Consider the following 21,172-nt stretch of genomic DNA (forward strand, 5'->3'; position numbering starts at 1 on the left):
CGACTCTAGTTAGAATTGGTTAACAAAGTCACCGGGGGCGATAGAGAACAGATTGTTTCGTCGATGAGGGCACAGAACTATGGAAAACAACATGGCTTTCACCATTCCGGCTTGGGTACCTGAGGGGGCACAGCGATACCTGGCCCACACAGAAACCGGCCAGTCGATCCGCGATATTGCGCGATCTGCGGGGTGCCATGCTTCGACCATTCTTAGACAAATCCGCCGAATTGAGATGCGTCGTGACGATCCATTGGTGGATGCGGCTTTGCAGTCGTTGGCCGAAGAACATTTTTCGGTCAATGATGCTTCTGATCGCACGGTTTCAGCTTTCAGTCATGATTCACACGTCGAAAAAGAAGAGGAATTCAACCACGAGGCCCTAAGGGTACTGCGCAGACTGTGTGAGACCGGTTCGGTCCTGGCTGTCGCTGAAGAAATGAACAAAGCAGTGGTGGTGCGCGATACCGGCGACGCCGCTGCGACCAGGACTGCAGTGGTTGATTGCAGGATTGCACAGGCATTGGCGTTGAAGGATTGGATTTCCTGCGACAACCCAGGCCGGATATCGCGCTACCGGATTACCAGCGCGGGCCGCACGGCACTGAGCCAATTAATGGCCGATTTCGAGAACCAGGCAAGGTCTCGCAACGAACATGGAATGGCAGAAGCGCCTGCTTCGTTTCATGGGGCGCCCTCTCACGCGACGACAAACCGCGCCCATCCAGAACGTCCCAGAAGAATGCGCTATAGCGCCGCAGAAAGCCCGCTGATCGCCCTGGCAAGGCGTCGGGATCGGGATGGAAAGCCGTTTTTAGATGAAGCACTTGTCGGGGCAGGAGAGCGCCTGCGCGAGGATTTTGAACTGGCTCAGATCGGACCTCAGGTTGCACAGAACTGGGACCATTTCCTGACTGCCGGTGGGCGCGGAAGTTTTGGAAGCGACGACACTGGCAACCGGGGTTCTTCAGAAGCGCGCGACCGCGTAGAGCGTGCATTGTCTGACCTTGGACCGGGGTTGAGCGACGTGGCTTTGCGCTGCTGTTGCTATCTGGAGGGGTTGGAATTGGCGGAAAAGCGAATGGGATGGTCAGCGCGGTCCGGCAAAATCGTTTTGCGTATCGCATTACAGCGCCTGAAACGTCACTACCAGGATCAGGAAGAGCGAAGCCGTATGATCGGATAACGCTTTGATCGGTTTTGGTTGCGGTTTCAGGGCGGAGTGATAGCTAGGGGTTATGAACTTTACCCTTCGACAGCTCCTATACTTTAACGCCGTTGCGCAGCAGCGCAACTTTGGGCGGGCGGCGCAGATGTGTAACGTTTCGCAACCGGCATTATCGGTTCAGATCAAGGCGTTAGAAGAGACCCTCGGTGGTGCCCTGTTCGAGCGTAAGGCCCGTGACATATTGCTTACCCCTTTGGGGCGGGATGTGCTCGAATATGCGCGTCAGATACTTGGTGCCTCGGACAGGCTCGACCAATTTGCCAAGGATCACTCAAGCGGGCATCGGTCTTTGTCGATCGGAATAATCCCGACGATTGCGCCCTATGTTCTGCCAGGTGTTCTGGCGGGGTTAAGGGCGGCCGATGTTTCTTTGAGAGTGCAGATACGCGAAGCGCGGACAGAGCGCCTGTTGACGATGCTGCGCGCTGGTGAGATCGACGCAGGTGTGGTCGCGCTGCCCTCCGGGGGAAGCGAATTGTTCGAATTTCCCTTGTTCGAGGATCGGTTCTTATTGGCCGGAAGTTCGGCACGGTTGCGCAATTTTTCCAGCGATACAGAGCGTTTGCGCCCTTTGGACCTTCAAAATGCACAGCTTATGCTACTGGATGATGGGCACTGCCTGACGGATCAGGCCCTGGAGGTTTGTGGTCAGGACCGCAGCAGCGGTCTGATTAACATGGGTGCCTCGTCTTTGGCGACATTATCCCGTTTGGTTGCCGAAGGGTTTGGATTGACGCTCATGCCAGAGCTTGCCGCCCGTTCCGAATCCGACGCGGTACCGGGTCTTGAGTTGATGCGATTTGCCTCGCCGCAGCCGGCAAGGACAGTGGGGCTAGTTCGTCGATCTTCTACCTCGCAGGAAGATTGGTTCGAAAGCCTGGCGGATACCATTCGCACCGTCGGCGAGAGCATTGTCACGCAAACGCGCTAGTCACAAAAAAGCCCGCCTGAAGCGGGCTTTTCTGTTGAGGACGAACTCAGGCCAGTTCCGGCTCTTTGACTTCGTTTAGATGTTTCATCAGGTTTTCCGGTGAAGAAACGCCATAGGGGTCCTCGGGGCAGTTATCCATCAGTCCGGGCTCTTCAAACCAGGCTTCTACGATGCCGTCATTGATGATGGCCGCATAGCGCCAGGACCGCATGCCAAAGCCTAGATTATCTTTGTCGACCAACATGCCCATTTTACGTGTGAATTCGCCTGAGCCATCAGGGATGACCTTGACGTTTTTCAGGCCTTGATCCTGTGCCCATTTGTTCATGACAAAGCTGTCATTCACGGACATGCAATAGATCTCGTCCACACCTGCGGCTTTGAAATCTGCGTGGCCGTTTTCAAAACCGGGCAACTGATAGGTCGAACATGTCGGGGTGAATGCGCCAGGCAGTGAGAACAGAATCACGCGCTTTCCTGCGAAATAGTCCGCCGTGGTCTTGTCTTCCCAACGGAAGGGGTTTGGTCCTTCGACAGAAGCGTCTCGGACGCGGGTGTGAAAGGTCACTTCGGGCAGTTTGGTGCCAGACTTCATGATCGAACTCCTGTGAATCACGTACGGTTTTCGTGGACTTAAAAGGATTCCAAATCCGCTTCAATGGCGGATGTTCCAGGTGCGTCAGAATTTACCTGACAACGCGTAAGTTGCAGTTAATGATAGGAAATTATTTAGAATTTTGGCCCTGAGACGTCAAAGTTTTTCACCCTGATGCATAGCGGCTATGCATGGGTGGTGTAATAGCAGAGGTCAGTTTATGTTATGGGTAAACCGAATTGACCCAAAGTCAGAAAGACAGGCCGTGCGCGATCTGAACATTCCCGAACAAAGACACCCAGAAAAGGCTCATCGGCCCGACAATTCGCAGCCGAAAAAGCCCAGTTGGATTCGCGTCAAAGCACCCGGTGGTCAGGGTTATGCCGACACGCGCAAGATCATGCGTGACAACAATCTGGTTACGGTCTGCGAAGAAGCCGGATGCCCCAATGTCGGTGAATGTTGGAGCCAGGGCCACGCGACCATGATGATCATGGGCGAGATTTGTACCCGCGGCTGTACCTTTTGCAACATCGCCACCGGTCGCCCGGATTCGCTGGATGCGTTTGAACCTGGTCGCGTTGCTCATGCAGTTGAAAAGCTGGGGTTGAACCATGTGGTCATCACCTCTGTCGACCGCGATGACCTTGCAGATGGCGGGGCAGAGCACTTTGCGCAGACCATTCGCGCCGTGCGTCACCGGTCTCCGGGTACGACGATCGAAATTCTGACGCCCGACTTTCTGAAATGCGATCCGTCCGTTCTAGAAGTTGTCGTTGAGGCAAAGCCAGACGTCTTTAACCATAATCTTGAAACGGTGCCTGGCCTCTATCCCGAAGTGCGACCGGGCGCGCGGTATTTCCACTCTTTGCGTCTATTGCAGCGCGTGAAAGAGCTGGACCCGTCGGTCTTTACCAAATCCGGGATCATGGTCGGTTTGGGTGAGGATGGTCAGCAGGTCCGGCAGGTCATGGATGATATGCGCGCCGCTGAAATTGATTTCCTGACCATCGGTCAGTATCTGCAGCCCACGCCCAAACACCACGGAGTCGATCGGTTCGTAACGCCGGAAGAATTCGCATCCTATGAAAAGGCAGCCTATGGCAAAGGGTTCCTGATGGTATCGGCCACACCTTTGACCCGGTCGTCTTATCACGCCGGAGACGATTTTGCCCGGCTGCGTGAGGCACGCCGGAAAAAGCTGGAACAGGGGTGACACCCGAAGCGCATGCGCGGCTGACACGCCTGCGCCACGACCTGCATCAATATCCCGAACTATCCGGACACGAGCGTGAGACCGCTGCCCGCATAACAGATCTTTTGCGGGGGTTCGGTGCGGACCATGTGCTTACCGGACTGGGAGGGCATGGCGTTGCCGCGGTTTTTGACAGTGGGCAGGCTGGGCCAACCGTTGGTATCCGGTGCGAATTGGATGGGCTGCCGATTCAAGAACTTGGTACGCACCTATATGTGTCGAAGGTTCCGGGCAAAGGGCATCTGTGTGGCCATGATGGGCACATGGCGATGGTGCTTGGCGTTGCGGAAGACCTGGCGCGTCACCGACCCCAAAAGGGTCGGGTGGTTTTGATCTTTCAACCGGCTGAAGAAACCGGGCAGGGCGCCATCGCCTTTCGCGCGGACCCTCAATTCGCGAAGATCGCGCCGGACTACGTGTTATCTCTGCACAACCTGCCGGGGTTGGAACTTGGCGCTGTCGAGTTGTGTCAGAGTTCGGCTAACTGCGCCTCGCGCGGGATGAAAATCATCCTGACCGGCAAGACGTCCCATGCGGCTGCGCCTCAGGATGGGATTTCCCCGGCTGAGGCGATGTCCGAACTGGTTTCGAAGCTGGCGATTTTAGGCGCAGGCGGCGCGTTGGATGCCGATTTTGCGCTGACAACTGTGACGCATGCCCGTTTGGGAGAGCCGACTTTCGGCGTGGCTCCGGGAAAGGCCGAGATCTGGGTGACCTTGCGCACCGTTTCAGATGCCCGGATGCGGACGCTGATGACCGAGGCCGAGGCACTGGCGCGCCGCGCCGCATCCGCCGACAGTCTGGAGGTTGAGATCACCTATGACGATGTCTTCGAGGCCTGCGTCAATCACAGCGACGCGGTGAGCATCATCGCAATGGCCTGCGCCGAGCGTGGAGTACCGTTCCATTCAACAGAGACGCCGCAAAAATTCTCAGAAGATTTCGGGCAATTTGGGAAAGGCGCAAAAACGGCCATGTTCTGGCTGGGGTCGGGGCAGGATCATCCGCAATTGCATAACCCTGACTATGATTTTCCAGACGCACTTATCCCGGTAGGAGTAGACGTATTTGTTGCCGCAATTCGATCACTTAATGGCTGAAACTTCAGTTTACGAGATCGCTGACTATTCCAACGGCATCAATGACTGTCTTAGTGTCATCTGATATCGACAGGATTTCGTCATCCACGCGGATATATCGCTGACCGGCGGGTAGGGGCTTCAACTTCCAGCCGTCCAGTTCATCAAGATAATCAAAATTCAGATCGTTAGGGAGTTTCTGACCTCGCGTATAACGCTTGATCTGTCCGGGCGGTACACCAACGCCATTATTGGTCTTTATCGACTTTTCGATTTTCGACTTGTCTGGGCCTTTCCCTTTGCCCTTGTTGTCTTTTGCGTCCGCAAGACCAACCGTTGCGGCGACTGCGCAAGTCGCCAGAAGCCCAATAGACATTACTTTCATAAGCAGAATCCTCCCAAGATGATCGGAGGGTAATCTGTTGTTGAGGGCGTTGTCCACTGGTATTCAATTAAGTGAATGCAAATGTGCGCAGCAACTTTGACTATTGGAATCTGGGTCTATTTTTACCCTTCTCAGTCTTCGATAAAACGAACCTTACCAATAAATGGCAAGTTGCGATTGCGCTGTGCGTAGTCGATCCCGTAACCCACAACAAACTCATCAGGAATTTCAAACCCGATCCAGTCCGAACGGAAATCGACTTCGCGCCGGCTGGGCTTGTCCAGTAGTGCGATCGAGCGAAGTTTTCCAGGATCGCGGCTTTGCAGCAGATGAGTAACGTGGTTCAGCGTGTGCCCGGTGTCGACGATATCCTCGACCACAAGAACGTCGCGACCCTCAATAGCGCCGCGCAGGTCTTTTAGAATGCGGACTTCCCGGCTGCTTTCCATCGCATCCCCGTAGGATGACGCCTCAAGGAAATCCACTTCGATGGGCAAGTCCAATTCGCGCACCAGATCGGCGATAAAGACAAAGCTGCCACGCAGCAGGCCGACAACGACCAGCTTGTCGGTCCCGTCGAATTCGGCAGTGATTTCGCGGCAAAGTTCTTCGATCCTGGCGGCAATGGCCTTTGCCGAGATCATCTCATCAATCACATATCCGCGCTGGCTCATCGCTGCCCCCTTGATCTTTGGCGCGCAACATACGACATGACGCGCCATTGTCACCTGCAAAAACCGGACGCCATGCCTATACATTCGGAAACGCGACACCTGCCTTACACTGCGCAACAGATGTACGATCTGGTTGCCGATGTAGCAAAGTATCCCGAGTTTTTGCCCTGGTGTGCGGCTGCACGTATCCGACGCTCATATGCAGCAGGAGAGGCACAGGTGATGGAAGCGGACCTGATCATTTCGTTCAAAGTGTTCCGTGAACGCTTTGGCAGCCGGGTTACCCTGTTTGCCGAACAACGCCGGATCGACACGGAATATCTGGATGGGCCCTTCAAATACATGAAGTCGGACTGGCATTTCGAGGACGCGGCAGAAGGCGGGTGCAACGTTTCGTTCCATGTTGATTTTGAATTCAAGAACGCCATTCTTCAGGGTATCATCGGAGTGGTCTTCAATGAGGCGATGCACAGGATCGTGAGGGCGTTCGAGGGCCGGGCAGAGGAATTGTACAGCTAAGTCTTTACCCGAAACCGGCGCTTGCTAAACTGCGCCTCATGACTGATTTTACCACTGCATTGGCCGATTTTGCCTCGGGGGCTGTTGCGACTTCGTCAGAGGCCCGTCTCGTAACCTCTCTGTCTGCGCTGGATTGGGTAGCTGTTGGCCGCGTCGGTGTTAGCGAACCCGTATCTCAGACTGTGCGCGCACTGGTTCTGGATGAAGGAGGCAACCCGCAGGCCCATCTGTTTGGCGGGGGGCTGGCTCCCGTCAGGGCAGCAGGTTTGGTTAACGGAACCATTTCCCACGCTTTGGATTATGATGACACGCATTTTGCGCATATCGGGCACCCTTCGGTCGCGGTTATGCCTGCGGCCTTTGCTCTTTGTGATTGGGACGACCGGATTCTTGTCGATGTCCTTGAGGCCGCTCTTGTCGGGATGGAGGTTTCGATCCGCGTAGGGCTTTGGCTGGGGCGCGCGCATTACCAAGGTGGGTTCCATCAGACCGCGACGTCAGGTGCCTTTGGTGCGGCGGTCGCCGCTGGTCGGGTGCTGCGGTTCGATACGGAAAAGATGCGCCGGGTTCTTGGTCTGGCTGCCACCCGCGCCGCAGGGCTGAAAGCTCATTTCGGCACGATGGGGAAGCCCTATAATGCCGGGCTAGCTGCCGCTGCAGGGGTTGAGGCTGCGCTGTTGGTGTCCAAGGGGTTTGATCCCAACTCGGATGCGCTTGAGGGGCCCTATGGTTTTGGTGCAACCCATATGGGTCAGTTCGAACAGGCCGCTGCTCTCGATGGAATAGGAGAAACGTGGCTGTTCAAAGATGTAAGCCATAAGTTTCATGCCTGCTGTCATGGGTTGCACGCCGCATTAGAGGCCGCACGTGACCTGGATATTGCAGAGCCCGAAGTAGCCGAGATCAGGATCAAGACCCACCCACGTTGGATGACAGTGTGTAATCAAACCTCTCCGACCACCGGGTTGGGGGCCAAGTTTTCCTACCGGACGGTAATTGCTATGCAAGCGCTGGGATATGACACAGCCTTGCCAGACAGTTTTTCGGATAAGGTATGTGCGGATAGGCGCCTGCAATCGCTGCGGGACCGGATTTCAGTCGAAGCCGATGAGACGCTGTCTGAAACTCAAGCGGATCTGTCTTTGCTGCGCCGCGATGGGGCACGAAAACAGGCCAGCCACGATTTGCTTGGCCCTATGACATTGGCCGACCGGGAAGACCGAGTCAGAAGCAAGGCGGCCAAGCTGATCGGTGCCGAGGACGCAGACGCGATCTGGTCGATGCTGCGTACCGGTGGCCGCACCCGTGATCTGGCGAAAATGCTGGCGCGTTAGACGACGCGCCAGTGCAAGGGGAACCCGGGTTCGAATACTGTTACCGGGCCGTCGTCAGTTTCGATCTTGTCGGGATATTCAACGGGGTCACCCTTGGTAAGGGTGATGGTTTCTTTATTAACTGGCAGGCCATAAAACGCAGGTCCGTTCAATGATGTGAACCCTTCCAGCTTGTCCAGCGCACTGGCTTTGTCAAACATCTCGGCCACAAGGGACATTGTGTTTGTAGCGGTGAAGCATCCCGCACAGCCACAGGCCATTTCCTTGTTTGCATCTGTGTGTGGCGCGCTGTCGGTGCCAAGGAAGTAGCAAGACATCCCAGAAGTTGCGGCGCTCATCAAAGCCTGGCGATGGGTCTCGCGCTTGGCCACGGGCAGGCAGTAGTAATGCGGTTTGATCCCGCCCACCAGGATGTGATTGCGGTTGATGATCAGGTGATGGGCCGTGATTGTTGCGGCCAGATCATCTCCACCGGATTGCGCATAGTTTGCACCCTGAGCCGTCGTGATGTGTTCCATCACCACCCGCAAACCAGGAGTCGCCTGGCGCAGTGGATCAAGTATCGTATCGATGAAAACCTCTTCGCGGTCGAAAATGTCGACCTCGGCATCGGTGACTTCACCATGGACACACATCGGCAGACCGATCTCAGCCATTCTCTCAAGCACCGGGCGGACCTTGTCGAAATCACGCACGCCCGAGGCGGAATTGGTGGTTGCGCCTGCGGGATACAGCTTTACGGCCTTGATCAGCCCACTTGCATGGGCTGCGGCGACATCCTCGGCGTCGGTGTCTTCGGTCAGGTACAAGGTCATCAGCGGCTCGAACGGCATGCCTTCGGGTAGGACGGCCAAAATGCGGTCGCGATATGCGGCGGCCTGATCGCCGCGCACAACTGGCGGAACGAGGTTCGGCATTATGATCGCACGGGCAAAATGGCGTGCGGTTTCGGGCAGAACGGCCTGCAACATGGCGCCATCGCGCAAATGCAGATGCCAGTCATCGGGGCGGCGAATGGTGAGGGTATCAGTCATGCGCATCCGCTAGCACAGCCTCGGCCAAAGACCAACCAAACCGTGAGGATCTGGTGCAAAAACTTCACCTATTTGCGGCGATGGCGTCTGGGTGGCGGGGCCGGGGCCTTGACGCCCCCGCGCTTGCATGACCTGTTAAGCAACGAAAGAAAGAGGGTTCCATGACGCAGCAAGATTCCATTGATGCCGTGCAGCAGATGCTAGGCTCGCAAGGGTACGTTTGCGGCCGGGCTTTGGCGACAGTGGTGTTTTTGTCGCTTAAACTGGGCCGCCCGCTATTTCTTGAGGGTGAGGCAGGTGTCGGGAAAACCGAGATTGCCAAAGCGCTGGCCGCTGGTCTGAACCGTCGCCTGATCCGCCTGCAGTGTTATGAAGGGTTGGACGCATCCTCGGCGGTTTACGAATGGAATTTCCCGGCGCAAATGGTGGCGATCCGAACTGCCGAAGCCTCGGGCGGCGCTGACCGGGGTTCGTTGCAGACCGAATTGTTTTCTGACGACTACCTGATCGAGCGTCCGTTGCTGCAGGCCATGCGCCCGGATGAAAACGGGGCTCCCGTCCTGTTGATTGACGAACTTGACCGCACGGATGAACCGTTCGAGGCCTTCCTGCTGGAAGCGCTCAGCGATTTTCAGGTCACCATTCCCGAATTGGGCACTGTCAAAGCGCCGGAGCCACCGATTGTTATCGTTACATCGAACCGAACGCGAGAAGTGCATGACGCCCTGAAACGCCGTTGCCTGTACCATTGGGTCGATTACCCGGATTTTGACCGTGAAATTGAAATTCTGAACGCCCGCGCACCCGAGGTCGCAGAGGCGCTTAGCCGAGAGGTCGTCGCCTTTGTCCAACACCTGCGCACAGAGGATCTGTTCAAGAAACCAGGCGTGGCCGAGACCATCGACTGGGCCAAATGCCTGCTGGCGCTGGACGTCATCAACCTTAGCCCCGAAGTGATCGGCGACACGCTGGGGGCGATCCTGAAATATCAGGACGATATCCAGCAACTGCAAGGGTCCGAGGCGAAACGTATTTTGGATGAAGCCAAGGCGTCGCTGGAACCTGCCTGATGGCTGAACAGCTCCCTCTCGACATCCCCGACAACCCAAAACTGGCGCAGAATATCACTCATTTCGCGCGGGCTTTGCGCAAGGCAGGGCTGCCGATTGGCACCGGGCGGGTCGTGGATGCGATCCGGGCGGTTCATGCTGCGGGTTTCTCGGAGAAGCGGGATTTTTACTGGACGTTGCACGCTTGTTTCGTGACCCGACCCGAGCATCGGGCAGTATTTGCGCAGATTTTCCGCATGTATTGGCGCGACCCACGTTACATGGAACACATGATGTCCATGATGCTGCCCGCGATCCGCGGCGTTCAGGAAGAGCGTAAGGCCGAAGCTGCAGAGAAACGCGCGGCCGAGGCTCTGCTGGACGGCGTCGAACGGGACTTGCCTGAAAGCTCTGACATCGAGGAAGAAACTGAGCTGGAGATAGATGCGTCGCGGACCGCGTCCTCGGAAGAACGGTTGCGCAATCTAGACTTTGAGCAAATGAGCACCGAAGAAATTGCCTTGGCCAAGCGCATTCTGGCACAGCTCAAATTGCCGGTAAAACCAATCGAGTCGCGCCGAGGCCAAGCCAGCCACTTTGGGCATCGGATCGACCGCGCCCGCACGCTGCGCGCATCCATGCGGCAGGGTGGTGAACTGCGGGACATCGCGTATTTGAAGCCGAAACAACGGTGGCCGAACCTTGTCGTTCTCTGCGATATCTCAGGATCCATGAGCCAGTACTCTCGTATCATCCTGCATTTCCTGCATGCGGTTTCAAACGTCAAGGGCGCGGGGTGGGCCAAGGTTCATGCGTTTACCTTCGGCACGAGGTTGACGAATATCACTCGGCACCTGCGCCAACGCGATGTGGATGCTGCCCTGTCGGCGGCGGGGGCCGAGGCGCAAGATTGGGAGGGTGGCACGCGGATCGGGGAATGCCTGCACGCTTTTAACCGTGACTGGTCGCGTCGGGTTCTGGGGCAGGGTGCGGTGGTGTTGTTGATTACGGATGGTCTGGATCGGGGCGAACCCGAGGTGCTTGGAAAAGAAATCCAGCGCCTGCATCTGTCAGCCCGCCGTTTGATCTGGCTGAACCCTTTGTTGCGATGGGATGGCTTTGCGCCAAAAGCACAGGGGGTGGCGGCGATGCTTCCCCATGTTGACAGCTTTCGGGCCGGTCATTCCATTGCGTCGCTGGAAGATCTGGCCAAAGTCATCTCAAAACCGGATGACATGGGTGAGAAAGCGCGGTTGATGGCCGCGCTTTCGAAGTAGGTCTCAACCAAGCTGTTCTTCGTTGCACTTACGCGCCATTTCCATCGCTTTGTACGTACCGGTCAGATCAACGGTGAAGGCAAATTCCTTTTCGGGGAACACAACCATAACTTTCTGTTTGGCAAGGTCTTCGGCAAACTTGGGGTCATCCGACAGCACATAGCCACCCGAATAGCCTTTGGTGATGTTGCCCTTCATGCCGGTGGCTTCTCCAAGATACAGGTTTTCGCCCAGCAGGATCGCCACAGCCTCGGTTTCGCCACGCTTGATGTTGGTTTCAGCTTTGGTGAATACGCCAACATATCCCACGCCGCGGTCTTCGGTCAGACCCATTTGAACCACGTTTTCCGCGTCATCAACAGCTTCGATCAGGCAGGATTTCTTGTCTTCATCGATGAAGATTTTCCATCCGTCCACTTCGCCATAGCGCAGGAAGGTATCTGCGCTGGCCACTGTCGCCGCTAGCATTCCCAATACCGATCCGAGTGTAATAATGTGTTTCAAGTCTCTGTCTCCTTTTGAAAATTATCTGCGTCACAGCTGCGCATGATCCGCGTTTAGGTCAGAATCGGGAGGGCTGGCAATCAATGCTTGGGATGTTCGGCTGAAACCCGCGGGGCTTTGCATAGCATTTGGAATTTCTTTCAAGGCCCATGAGTTAGCCTGATGGTTTACTTTTCATCCTGCCAAACCTGCCTATGTTGGTGCGGGAAACGCCAGGAGGGCGATATGGACAGATTCGACAACAGCCCCGAGACTGCTCTGGATTGGTATGAAACGGGAAAGCCAGTTGCGCTGGCTACGGTTGTTCAGACCTGGGGCAGTGCCCCCAGACGTGTTGGCGCTCAGCTTGTGATAGCAGGTGATGGCCGCTTTGAGGGGTCGGTATCGGGTGGTTGTGTCGAAGGTGCGGTTGTCGTCGAGGCGTTGGAAGCGATCGAAGAGGGTGAAGCGCGCCTACTTGAATTCGGGGTCAGTGACGAAGATGCTTTTGCGGTCGGGCTGGCCTGTGGCGGAACAATTCGGGTACTGGTCGAACCTATTGGATCGGTCCTTCCTGAAAGCATATTGCGCGATCTGGTCGCTGCACGCGCGCAGCGCGAGCCTGTGGCTTATGAAGTGAATATCGAATCCGGCCATCGTGCGTTGCAGCGCGATCGTTATCCCGAACGCATGCGCATGGACCGGTCCGGTTTCGAAGAGGATGCGAAGACATTTGTTTCGGTCCACAATCCGCCCTTGCGGTTGATAGTGGTCGGGGCCGTTCATATTGCTCAGGCCCTGGTCCCGATGGCGCGAATTGCGGGGTACGACCCTGCGATTGTGGATCCGCGAGATGCGTTTGCAACCGCCGCAAGATTCCCTGAGGAAACCGTGCTGACGGATTGGCCGGATGAGGCCGTTGCAAAGCTTGGAATGGATGCGCGAACGGCTGTTGTCTTGCTGACCCATGATCCAAAACTGGATGATCCCGCGTTAGAGGCCGCCCTGAGAGCCGGGGTGTTCTATATTGGTGCGCTGGGGTCTAATCGAACGCATGCGAAACGCGTCACCCGGATGAAAGAAGCCGGATTTACTGAAAGGCAGATTTCACAGATTCACGGTCCCGTAGGCTTGGATATCGGCGCCGCCGATCCCGCGGAAATTGCGATTTCAATATTGGCCGAAATGACTGCGGTGTTGCGGGGCAAAGCATGAAGTTTGGCTCGGTTCCTCTGCGCGAGGCCGCCGGTGCAATTCTGGCGCATTCAGTAAAAGCCCAAGACACAAAGCTGCGTAAGGGCCTCTTGCTCACGCAAACTCATCTGGATGAAATGGCCGCCGCCGGGCTGACCTCGGTCACTGTTGCGCAACTGGAATCCGGTGATTGTCACGAAAACGACGCTGCCCGGATGTTGGCAGAGGCTTTGGCCCCGGACCCGACAACCGTGGGATTGCGCGTCACCGAGCCGTTCACAGGGCGCGTTAACCTCTTGGCGAGAGGCCCCGGAGTCGCTGTTCTGGACGTACAGGCGCTGGAAGCGTTCAACTTGGTTAACCCGATGATTACCGTGGCCACAGTACCCCAATATCAACAGATGGGATCAGGCGGGATGGTGGCGACGATCAAAGTCATTTCTTATGCCGTCCCCGGCGAAGATGTGGCGCGTGCCTCGGCGCTGGCACAAGGGGCGGTGCGCCTGTCTGGCCCGGTGTTTCGCAGTGCCGGCCTGATCGTCACAGACATCCCCGGAGGTGTTTCGAACGACAAGGGTATTGCCGCAATCCGAGGGCGAGTCGAAGCCCTGGGTATGGGTTTGGATGACATTCGGGTGGTGCCACATGAGATTCAGGCGCTGTCTGCTGCATTGACGGACGTCAAAGGGGATATTGTCCTGATCTTGACGGGCTCAGCAACTTCGGATGCACATGATGTCGCGCCGCAGGCTGTTCGTGTTGCAGGCGGTCAGGTGGATCGGTTTGGAATGCCGGTAGATCCGGGCAACCTGTTGTTCTCCGGTCTACTTGACGCCAGACCTGTAATCGGTTTGCCGGGGTGTGCGCGTTCTCCCGCACTGAACGGTGCGGATTGGGTTTTGTCGCGCGTGGCTTGCGGGATTGAAACGACAGCGGCGCATATTGCAGGCATGGGGGTCGGTGGATTGCTCAAGGAAATCCCGACCCGGCCACAGCCACGCGCATCTATCAAGCGGTAAGGCGTTTGACATCAATTTAAGGCCCAGATCAGGCCGCTTTGTTCGGCATTGTGATCTGTCCTAAACGGCGCCCTGCGAAATTTTTGTTCTCAAACAATAAGTCCCGTGTTTAACTCGACAGAGAAAAATATGACATGGGAGGAACTTATGACACAGGTCACCATGACCGTGAACGGGAGGTCTGTTAGCGGAGAGGTTGAGGGTCGGACGTTGTTGTCTGGATTTTTACGTGATCATCTGTCGCTGACCGGAACGCATGTTGGATGTGACACGGCGCAATGTGGGGCGTGTGTTGTTCATGTGAATGGCGCGGCGGTGAAGTCGTGCAACATGCTTGCGCTGGAAGCAGACGGGTCTGAGGTCGCCACGATTGAGGGCCAGGCCGCTGAGGATGGGTCTTTGAACGTGATTCAGCAGGCGTTTCAGGATCATCACGGGTTGCAATGCGGGTTTTGTACGCCGGGCATGGTGATGAGCGCCGCCGCCTTGCTCAAAGAGAACCCGCGCCCGAGCGAAGCCGAGATTCGAAAGTATCTGGAAGGCAACCTGTGCCGCTGCACAGGCTATCACAACATTGTCAAAGCGATCATGGCCGCATCGGGCCAGGACGTAAGCGGCATCGCTGCCGAGTAATACCGACGTAAAGAATTTTCGACGAAAATTCTTTTTCAGGGAGGAGAACAAGCAATGCCCAAAGACAGTGGCATCGGAGCCAGTTCCAAACGGCGCGAGGACGTGCGCTTTTTAACCGGAGCAGGCAATTACACCGACGATATCAACGTGCATGGCCAGGCCTATGTGCATTTTCTGCGGTCCGACATCGCGCATGGCCGGATCAACAGTATCGACACCTCGTCTGCCGAGGCCATGTCGGGCGTGGTCAAAGTGTTTACCGGCAAGGATTTCGAAGGCGTGGGCGGCATGCCCTGTGGCTGGGAAGTGACCGACAAGCACGGCGCACCGATGCAGGAACCTCCGCATCCCATTTTGGCACAGGGTAAAGTGCGCCATGTGGGCGATCCGATTGCTGCTGTGGTCGCCGATAGCCTGGAACAGGCCCGCGACGCGGCTGAGGCGATCGAGCTTGATATCGAGGAGCTGCCCGCCGTGATCGACATGAAGGCCGCCGCGCAAGAGGGCGCGACGCTGGTCCATGACGATCTGAAGAACAACATCTGCTATGATTGGCAGTTGGGCGAAACCGATGATGCCAAGGTCAATGAGGTCTTTGCCAATGCGGCCCATGTCACCACGCTGGATCTGGTGAACAACCGTCTGGTTGCCAATCCGATGGAGCCGCGTGTGGCGGTGGGCGAGTACAGCCGCGGCACCGAAGAATACACGCTTTATACCACGTCGCAGAACCCGCATGTGATCCGCCTGTTGATGTGTGCCTTTGTTCTGGGTCTGCCCGAACACAAGGTGCGCGTGGTCGCGCCGGATGTGGGTGGCGGCTTTGGCACCAAGATCTTTCACTATGCCGAAGAGGCGTTCTGCACCTTCGCCGCCAAGGCTTGTAACCGCCCGGTCAAATGGACCTCGAGCCGGTCCGAGGCGTTCATGTCTGACGCGCATGGGCGCGACCATGTCGGACAGATCGAACTGGCGCTGGATGCGGACAATAACTTTATCGGTCTGCGCACCAACACCTATGCAAATATGGGCGCTTATCTGTCGACCTTCTCCAGCTCGGTACCGACATGGCTGCACGGGACGCTGATGGCGGGCAACTACAAGACGCCGCTCATTCAGGTTAACGTCAAGGCGATGTTCACCAACACGGTCCCGGTGGATGCCTATCGCGGCGCGGGCCGTCCGGAGGCGACGTTCCAGTTGGAGCGGGTCGTGGACAAGGCAGCGCGTGAACTGGGTGTCGATCCGATCGCCCTGCGCCGGCAGAACTTCATCACCCAGTTCCCCTATGACACACCGGTGGCGCTGACCTATGACACAGGCGATTATAATGGGACGATGGACAAGCTTGAGTCCGCTGCTGATCTGGCAGGCTTTGCCGCGCGTCGCGCTGAAAGCGAGGCCAAGGGCAAGCTGCGGGGTCTGGGCGTCAACTGCTATATCGAGGCTTGCGGCATCGCGCCCTCGAACATCGTTGGTATGCTGGGGGCCCGTGCGGGTCTGTATGATGCGGCGACTGTGCGGGTGAATGCCACCGGTTCGATCAGCGTCATGGTAGGTGCCCATAGCCACGGGCAGGGGCATGAAACGGCCTTCCCGCAGGTTGTGGCGGACATGATCGGTATCGACGAGTCGATGATCGAGATCGTGCATGGCGACACGTCGAAGATTCCGTTTGGCATGGGCACCTATGGCTCGCGGTCTTTGGCGGTCTGTGGATCGGCGATGGTAAAGGCAACTGAGAAAGTGATCGACAAGGCCAAGAAGATCGCGGCGCATCTGTTGGAGGCGTCCGAGGCTGATATCGAGCTGAAGGACGGTCAGTTCAGCGTGGCAGGGACCGACAAGTCGGTGGCCTGGGGTGATGTCACCCTGACGGCCTATGTGCCGCATAACTTTCCGCTGGAGGTCGAGCCCGGGCTGGAGGAGACCGCCTTTTATGACCCGGCCAACTTTACCTTCCCGGCTGGCGCCTATGCCTGTGAGGTCGAGGTTGACCCCGAAACCGGTCGGGTCACCATCGAAGCCTTCACCGCCGCTGATGACTTTGGCAATATCGTCAACCCGATGATCGTGGATGGTCAGGTGCATGGCGGCATCGGTCAGGGCATCGGTCAGGCATTGCTTGAAAACTGTGCCTATGACGAAAACGGTCAGCTGCTGAGCGCGTCCTTTATGGATTACGCCATGCCGCGTGCCGATGATGTGCCGTTCTATGCGGTGGATCACTCGAGCCAGACGCCATGTACGCATAACCCGTTGGGTGTGAAGGGCTGTGGTGAGGCCGGGGCAATCGGTTCACCACCTGCGGTGGTCAACGCGGTGCTGGATGCGTTGAATTCAGGCGGCAAAGCCATCGATCATATCGATATGCCGGTGAGTCCATCGCGTGTCTGGACCGCGATGCACGGGTGAGAGGTTGGGGTGCGAGGGGTCAACCCCTCGCGCTCCCCGAGATGTTTATAGCCAGATGAAGGGCAGATCAGCGCCTTTCGGAAAGGAAGACGAAATGTACAATTTCGAATTTGAGAAACCCTCGACCATAGCCGACGCGGTTGCCGCTTTAGGGGCTGAGGATGCGCAGGCGTTGGGTGGTGGGCAAACCCTGATCCCGACGCTGAAACAACGATTGGCGGCGCCATCGGCACTCGTCTCGCTCAGCGGAATTCCCGAAATGCAGGGCGTCTGTGTTGGGGATGACGGGTCGGTTTCTATTGGTGGCGCAACGCCGCATGCAGTTGTTGCTCAAGAGGCAGCGGGATCATACCCGGCGCTGGCCGCATTGGCCGGTCAGATCGGTGATCCGGCGGTGCGCAACCGCGGCACGATTGGCGGCTCGGTTGCGAATAACGATCCGGCGGCCTGTTACCCGGCGGGTGTGCTCGGATCCGGGGCCACGATCGTGACCAACGCCCGTCAGATTGCAGCAGATGCGTTTTTTGATGGCATGTTCTCGACCGCACTGGATGAGGGTGAGATCATCACATCCATCCGCTTTCCGGTGCCACAGGCCGCGAGCTATCAGAAGTTCTTGCAGCCAGCCTCGCGCTTTGCGTTGGTGGGTGTCTATCTGGCCCGGTTCGCCGACGGTGTGCGTGTGGCGGTCACGGGCGCCAGCGAGGATGGGGTGTTCCGCTGGTCCGAAGCAGAACAGGCGCTGAATACTGAATTCCGACCGGACGCGTTGATGGGGCTGAACATCAACCCGGCCAACATGATCGGCGATCTTCATGGCAGCAAAGCGTATCGCGCGCATCTGGTCAGTGTGATGACCAAGCGGGCTGTGCTGGCCTGCATGTAAGTAAACCGGCTTTTAGTCGCAAAGCCCCGGGGTGTGTCCCTCGGGGCTTTTTCTATTTTCGGCGTATTTTCGGAAGTTTGTTTGGCTGCCAATAGGCCCCGGTATCTTCGCGCGCCTTTTGATAGGCCTCAACGCGGTGCGCTGCTGTTTTGCCACCGGCGTCAAATAAATGGCCGATGAGACATTCCAACACAGCCATGACACCGGTAAAGCTCGAGGTGTGATGTTGTGACCTTGTGCTGACGGTAAAGGCGACATCCGGTTCAACGCCCGGCGCAATTACTTCGCTATCCGATATCAGGATGACCCGAAGTCCTTTTTCCCGGGCGTACCTCACGGATTTTATCGTTTCGGCCGAATAGGGGCTTACGGTGATTGCCAGCAGGCAATCCTTGTCATCCGCGTCCAGCAGATCATCAGTGGCCGAGCCAATGTGGCGGGGGATCAACTGAATGCCCGGGTGCGCCATGCGCCCGTTATAGGAGAAATAATAGGCCAGCGCGTAACTAGCACGAGTGGCTGTTACGAAGCATCGGCGGGACCCGAGTATATGTTCAATGGCCAGATGCGCTGTGTCGGGCCTCATCAATCGCAGCGACCTGACAACGACATTCTGTTCGTTGCGGGCAAGCTTGGCTTGAAGTTGACCATGGGCTCCTTCAGCGTGCATGTGGGTTTGCCAGGCAGGGCCAAGGAATTCTTCGTTATCCGTCGCCAGATTTTGACGGAACGGAGAGCGGAAGGCCTGAAACCCACCATAGCCCATATACTGGGCAAGCCTGACAAGGACATTTGCACTGACACCGATCTTCTCGGCAGTTACCCGTATCGGGTCGAGGCCAAAATCCGCGGGGTGATCTATGATGTATTTGGCTGCCGCCTGAAGTCTGGGCGGCATCTGGTCGATGTTTTTCCTCAGGTGATCTGTCAGCTGGCGTTGGGTCTCTATCATGAAAAAACATATGTTATGAAAGAAGGAGGTGTAAAACATAGGCCGCTTGCATAGATGCGGCAACAGGTAATCGGGGGCAGGGAATGTCACAGCATCGGTCGAAATCCGAACCCTACATTCTGGCGGCGCCCAATGGTGCGCGCCGAGGTGCGGCAGATCACCCAGCCCTGCCTGTCACAACCGTGCAAATTCTTGAAGCGGCCAGAGCATGCCATGAGGCCGGTGCGGCCGGTCTTCATCTGCACATTCGGGACACAGAAGGCCGTCACTCTTTGGATGCGGGACAGTATCTGGAAACACTTGCTGAACTTCGGCGGCGGGTTCCGGCCCTGGACATCCAGATCACAACCGAGGCGGCAGGGATTTTTGATGTAAGCAGCCAGTTCGAATGTCTGAGGAAGGTTAGACCGGCTTGGGCGTCGATCTCGGTCCGCGAAATCGCGCGCGATAACGATCTGGCTGACCGGATCTATGGTCTTTGCGCGGATCAGGGGACGCGGGTTCAGCATATTCTTTACGACGCTGAAGATGCGGCCCTATTAACACGGTGGCAAAAGCGTGGTGTTGTGCGCGAACAGCAATCCGACCGTTTGCTTGTTCTGGGGCGCTATCGGACTGATCAGGAATCAAAGCCCTCGGATCTGGATGCGTTTCCGGACGGGGATTCGCCCTGGATGATCTGTGCCTTTGGAAAACAAGAGCATGACTGTCTGGTACATGCGGCGTCCTTGGGCGGTGATGTCCGGGTCGGATTTGAAAACAGCATCGCAGATCGGAACGGAGACACTTGGGAAAATAACGCCGCCTCAGTCGCGGCCCTTGTTGCCAGATTGAAAGAGGATAGATCATGAGCCACGTTTTCCCACGCCATACGAAATCTCAGCTGCCGCTCGCGGTTGGCGGCGAAGGCTGCTATCTGATCGATGCTGACGGTAAGCGGTATCTGGATTGCGGTGATGCTGCTGTGTCCTGTCTTGGCCACTCAAACCGGGCGGTGATCGAGGCGGTTCAAAGCCAGGTTGAAAAGATCGCCTTTGCGCATACCGGGTTTATGACGTCCGAACCTGCCGAAGCCCTTGCGGACCTTCTGATTGATCATGCGCCCGGGGATTTGGATCGCGTTTATTTCGTATCCGGAGGGTCCGAAGCAACAGAGGCCGCCATCAAACTGGCGCGGCAGTTTTTTCTTGAGATCGGTCAGCCCGAGCGCCGCCACGTCATCGCGCGCCGCCAAAGCTATCATGGAAACACTTTGGGGGCCTTGTCAGCGGGGGGAAATGCCTGGCGCCGTGCGCAATTCGCACCGATGCTGATCGAAATGACCCATATCGCGCCCTGCTACGAATATGCCGAAAAGCAAGATGGTGAGAGCAGCCACGCCTATGGTCAACGGGTGGCCGATGAGTTGGAGGCCGAAATTTTGCGTCTTGGCCCTGAAACCGTCATGGCGTTTATGGCCGAGCCAGTCGTGGGGGCAACGCTGGGGGCGGTCCCGGCGGTCGAAGGGTATTTTAGGCGCATACGTGAAATCTGTGATCAATATGGCGTTTTGCTGATCCTGGATGAGGTCATGTGCGGAATGGGGCGCACCGGGCATTTGTTTGCCTGCGATCACGATGGAATTGCCCCGGATATTCTGTGCATCGCCAAGGGTTTGGGGGCGGGTTATCAACCCATCGGCGCAATGTTGTGTACGAGCCGGATATATAAGGCAATCCAAAATGGGTCAGGGTTTTTCCAGCACGGGCATACCTATGTCGGCCATCCGGTGGCAACTGCAGCGGCATTGGCGGTGCTGAAGGAATTGACGAGCCAACAACTGCCCCAGCGCGCCGAGTTTATGGGACAGAGACTGCAATCTGCGCTGGAAACTGCGTTCAGCGAGCACCCTAATGTCGGCGATATTCGGGGCCGCGGGCTGTTCCGCGGTATCGAGCTGGTCTCGGATCGGGCCGGAAAAACACCGTTTGATCCCGCACTTGGTCTCGCGGGCAAGATCAAGAAGGCGGCATTGAACGCTGGTCTGATCTGTTACCCCATGTCTGGCACGCGCGATGGTCGAAGTGGCGACCATATTCTGTTGGCACCGCCTTTCATTATCGAAGACGCACAGATTGAGGAATTGGTTGATAAGCTGGGGGTTGCACTCAAAGCCGCGATCTGACGCTCTTTTGATCTGACTTTCTCTTTTTACTCAATAGGGTATCGACAAAAGGTCAATTCCTGAAGG

Annotated in this window: 21 protein-coding genes; 15 read left to right on the forward strand and 6 right to left on the reverse strand. The window is 56.8% G+C overall.

The genetic code is table 11. The features are described from left to right. The first annotated feature begins 79 nt into the window (after positions 1 to 79). Positions 80 to 1,186, forward strand: coding sequence for a DUF6456 domain-containing protein (locus AC2FH2_RS01480; protein ID WP_496822626.1), 1,107 nt, complete (start codon positions 80 to 82; stop codon positions 1,184 to 1,186). Positions 1,187 to 1,238: 52 nt separating this feature from the next. Continuing rightward, positions 1,239 to 2,159, forward strand: coding sequence for a hydrogen peroxide-inducible genes activator (locus AC2FH2_RS01485; protein WP_142634135.1), 921 nt, complete (start codon positions 1,239 to 1,241; stop codon positions 2,157 to 2,159). Between the two features lie 46 nt (positions 2,160 to 2,205). On the opposite strand, the gene AC2FH2_RS01490 is transcribed toward AC2FH2_RS01485, so the two are convergent. Then, positions 2,206 to 2,754, reverse strand: a complete 549-nt coding sequence (locus AC2FH2_RS01490; protein WP_496687851.1) for a peroxiredoxin — start codon at positions 2,752 to 2,754, stop codon at positions 2,206 to 2,208. A gap of 265 nt (positions 2,755 to 3,019) precedes the next feature. Here AC2FH2_RS01490 and lipA point away from each other — a divergent pair, with 265 nt between their 5' ends. Then, positions 3,020 to 3,970, forward strand: coding sequence for a lipoyl synthase (gene lipA / locus AC2FH2_RS01495; RefSeq protein WP_142634131.1), 951 nt, complete (start codon positions 3,020 to 3,022; stop codon positions 3,968 to 3,970). Continuing rightward, positions 3,967 to 5,109: an amidohydrolase gene (locus AC2FH2_RS01500; protein ID WP_496822628.1), complete on the forward strand. Its 1,143-nt coding sequence runs from the start codon at positions 3,967 to 3,969 to the stop codon at positions 5,107 to 5,109. The genes lipA and AC2FH2_RS01500 overlap by 4 nt, the downstream gene beginning before the upstream one ends. A gap of 4 nt (positions 5,110 to 5,113) precedes the next feature. On the opposite strand, the gene AC2FH2_RS01505 is transcribed toward AC2FH2_RS01500, so the two are convergent. Together AC2FH2_RS01505 and hpt are read right to left on the reverse strand one after the other, a co-directional pair. Continuing rightward, positions 5,114 to 5,473 carry a hypothetical protein gene (locus tag AC2FH2_RS01505; RefSeq protein WP_281994695.1) on the reverse strand — a complete coding sequence of 120 codons (360 nt, stop codon included), beginning with the start codon at positions 5,471 to 5,473 and terminating at the stop codon, positions 5,114 to 5,116. A 131-nt stretch (positions 5,474 to 5,604) separates the two neighbouring features. Continuing rightward, positions 5,605 to 6,147: a hypoxanthine phosphoribosyltransferase gene (hpt, locus tag AC2FH2_RS01510; RefSeq protein WP_142634125.1), complete on the reverse strand. Its 543-nt coding sequence runs from the start codon at positions 6,145 to 6,147 to the stop codon at positions 5,605 to 5,607. A 72-nt stretch (positions 6,148 to 6,219) separates the two neighbouring features. Between hpt and AC2FH2_RS01515 the strand changes: the two genes are divergently transcribed. Both AC2FH2_RS01515 and AC2FH2_RS01520 read left to right on the forward strand, forming a co-directional pair. Then, positions 6,220 to 6,666 (forward strand): type II toxin-antitoxin system RatA family toxin, encoded by a 447-nt coding sequence (locus tag AC2FH2_RS01515; RefSeq protein ID WP_142634123.1) that lies wholly within the window; start codon positions 6,220 to 6,222, stop codon positions 6,664 to 6,666. Positions 6,667 to 6,704: 38 nt separating this feature from the next. Next, positions 6,705 to 8,000, forward strand: coding sequence for an MmgE/PrpD family protein (locus AC2FH2_RS01520; RefSeq protein WP_496822630.1), 1,296 nt, complete (start codon positions 6,705 to 6,707; stop codon positions 7,998 to 8,000). Here AC2FH2_RS01520 and pyrC read toward each other — a convergent pair. Then, positions 7,997 to 9,034 (reverse strand): dihydroorotase, encoded by a 1,038-nt coding sequence (gene pyrC, locus AC2FH2_RS01525; RefSeq protein ID WP_496822631.1) that lies wholly within the window; start codon positions 9,032 to 9,034, stop codon positions 7,997 to 7,999. The two genes, AC2FH2_RS01520 and pyrC, sit on opposite strands and share 4 nt — an antisense overlap. 161 nt (positions 9,035 to 9,195) lie before the next feature. Here pyrC and AC2FH2_RS01530 point away from each other — a divergent pair, with 161 nt between their 5' ends. Further along, complete coding sequence (locus AC2FH2_RS01530; protein ID WP_496822633.1) at positions 9,196 to 10,104, forward strand: AAA family ATPase; 909 nt, start codon at positions 9,196 to 9,198, stop codon at positions 10,102 to 10,104. Further along, positions 10,104 to 11,360, forward strand: a complete 1,257-nt coding sequence (locus AC2FH2_RS01535) for a vWA domain-containing protein (RefSeq protein ID WP_496822635.1) — start codon at positions 10,104 to 10,106, stop codon at positions 11,358 to 11,360. The genes AC2FH2_RS01530 and AC2FH2_RS01535 overlap by 1 nt, the downstream gene beginning before the upstream one ends. A 3-nt stretch (positions 11,361 to 11,363) precedes the next feature. Here the strand turns inward: AC2FH2_RS01535 and AC2FH2_RS01540 are convergent, their stop codons facing one another. Further along, positions 11,364 to 11,864 carry a hypothetical protein gene (locus AC2FH2_RS01540; protein WP_246097135.1) on the reverse strand — a complete coding sequence of 167 codons (501 nt, stop codon included), beginning with the start codon at positions 11,862 to 11,864 and terminating at the stop codon, positions 11,364 to 11,366. A gap of 225 nt (positions 11,865 to 12,089) precedes the next feature. Between AC2FH2_RS01540 and AC2FH2_RS01545 the strand changes: the two genes are divergently transcribed. The 5 genes from AC2FH2_RS01545 to AC2FH2_RS01565 all read left to right on the forward strand — a co-directional run bounded on the left by AC2FH2_RS01545 (position 12,090) and on the right by AC2FH2_RS01565 (position 17,990). Beyond that, the gene (locus AC2FH2_RS01545; protein WP_496822636.1) at positions 12,090 to 13,058 is read left to right on the forward strand and encodes an XdhC family protein; all 969 of its coding nucleotides are present in this window, start codon (positions 12,090 to 12,092) and stop codon (positions 13,056 to 13,058) included. Continuing rightward, positions 13,055 to 14,056 carry a molybdopterin-binding protein gene (locus AC2FH2_RS01550; protein ID WP_496822638.1) on the forward strand — a complete coding sequence of 334 codons (1,002 nt, stop codon included), beginning with the start codon at positions 13,055 to 13,057 and terminating at the stop codon, positions 14,054 to 14,056. Before AC2FH2_RS01545 ends, AC2FH2_RS01550 begins: the two co-directional genes overlap by 4 nt. Before the next feature lie 147 nt (positions 14,057 to 14,203). Then, complete coding sequence (locus tag AC2FH2_RS01555; RefSeq protein ID WP_142634109.1) at positions 14,204 to 14,689, forward strand: (2Fe-2S)-binding protein; 486 nt, start codon at positions 14,204 to 14,206, stop codon at positions 14,687 to 14,689. Positions 14,690 to 14,743: 54 nt separating this feature from the next. After that, complete coding sequence (locus AC2FH2_RS01560) at positions 14,744 to 17,104, forward strand: xanthine dehydrogenase family protein molybdopterin-binding subunit (RefSeq protein WP_496822640.1); 2,361 nt, start codon at positions 14,744 to 14,746, stop codon at positions 17,102 to 17,104. A 94-nt stretch (positions 17,105 to 17,198) separates the two neighbouring features. Beyond that, positions 17,199 to 17,990: an FAD binding domain-containing protein gene (locus tag AC2FH2_RS01565; RefSeq protein WP_142634105.1), complete on the forward strand. Its 792-nt coding sequence runs from the start codon at positions 17,199 to 17,201 to the stop codon at positions 17,988 to 17,990. Positions 17,991 to 18,042: 52 nt separating this feature from the next. On the opposite strand, the gene AC2FH2_RS01570 is transcribed toward AC2FH2_RS01565, so the two are convergent. After that, positions 18,043 to 18,942, reverse strand: coding sequence for a MurR/RpiR family transcriptional regulator (locus tag AC2FH2_RS01570; RefSeq protein WP_496793489.1), 900 nt, complete (start codon positions 18,940 to 18,942; stop codon positions 18,043 to 18,045). Between the two features lie 83 nt (positions 18,943 to 19,025). Here AC2FH2_RS01570 and AC2FH2_RS01575 point away from each other — a divergent pair, with 83 nt between their 5' ends. Beyond that, positions 19,026 to 19,793: a beta-keto acid cleavage family enzyme gene (locus tag AC2FH2_RS01575; protein WP_496749018.1), complete on the forward strand. Its 768-nt coding sequence runs from the start codon at positions 19,026 to 19,028 to the stop codon at positions 19,791 to 19,793. Next, on the forward strand, positions 19,790 to 21,106 hold the full coding sequence (locus AC2FH2_RS01580) for an aspartate aminotransferase family protein (RefSeq protein ID WP_496822643.1): 1,317 nt from the start codon (positions 19,790 to 19,792) through the stop codon (positions 21,104 to 21,106). Before AC2FH2_RS01575 ends, AC2FH2_RS01580 begins: the two co-directional genes overlap by 4 nt. Positions 21,107 to 21,172: the final 66 nt, after the last annotated feature.

This window comes from Ruegeria sp. YTSA105, from assembly GCF_059610225.1.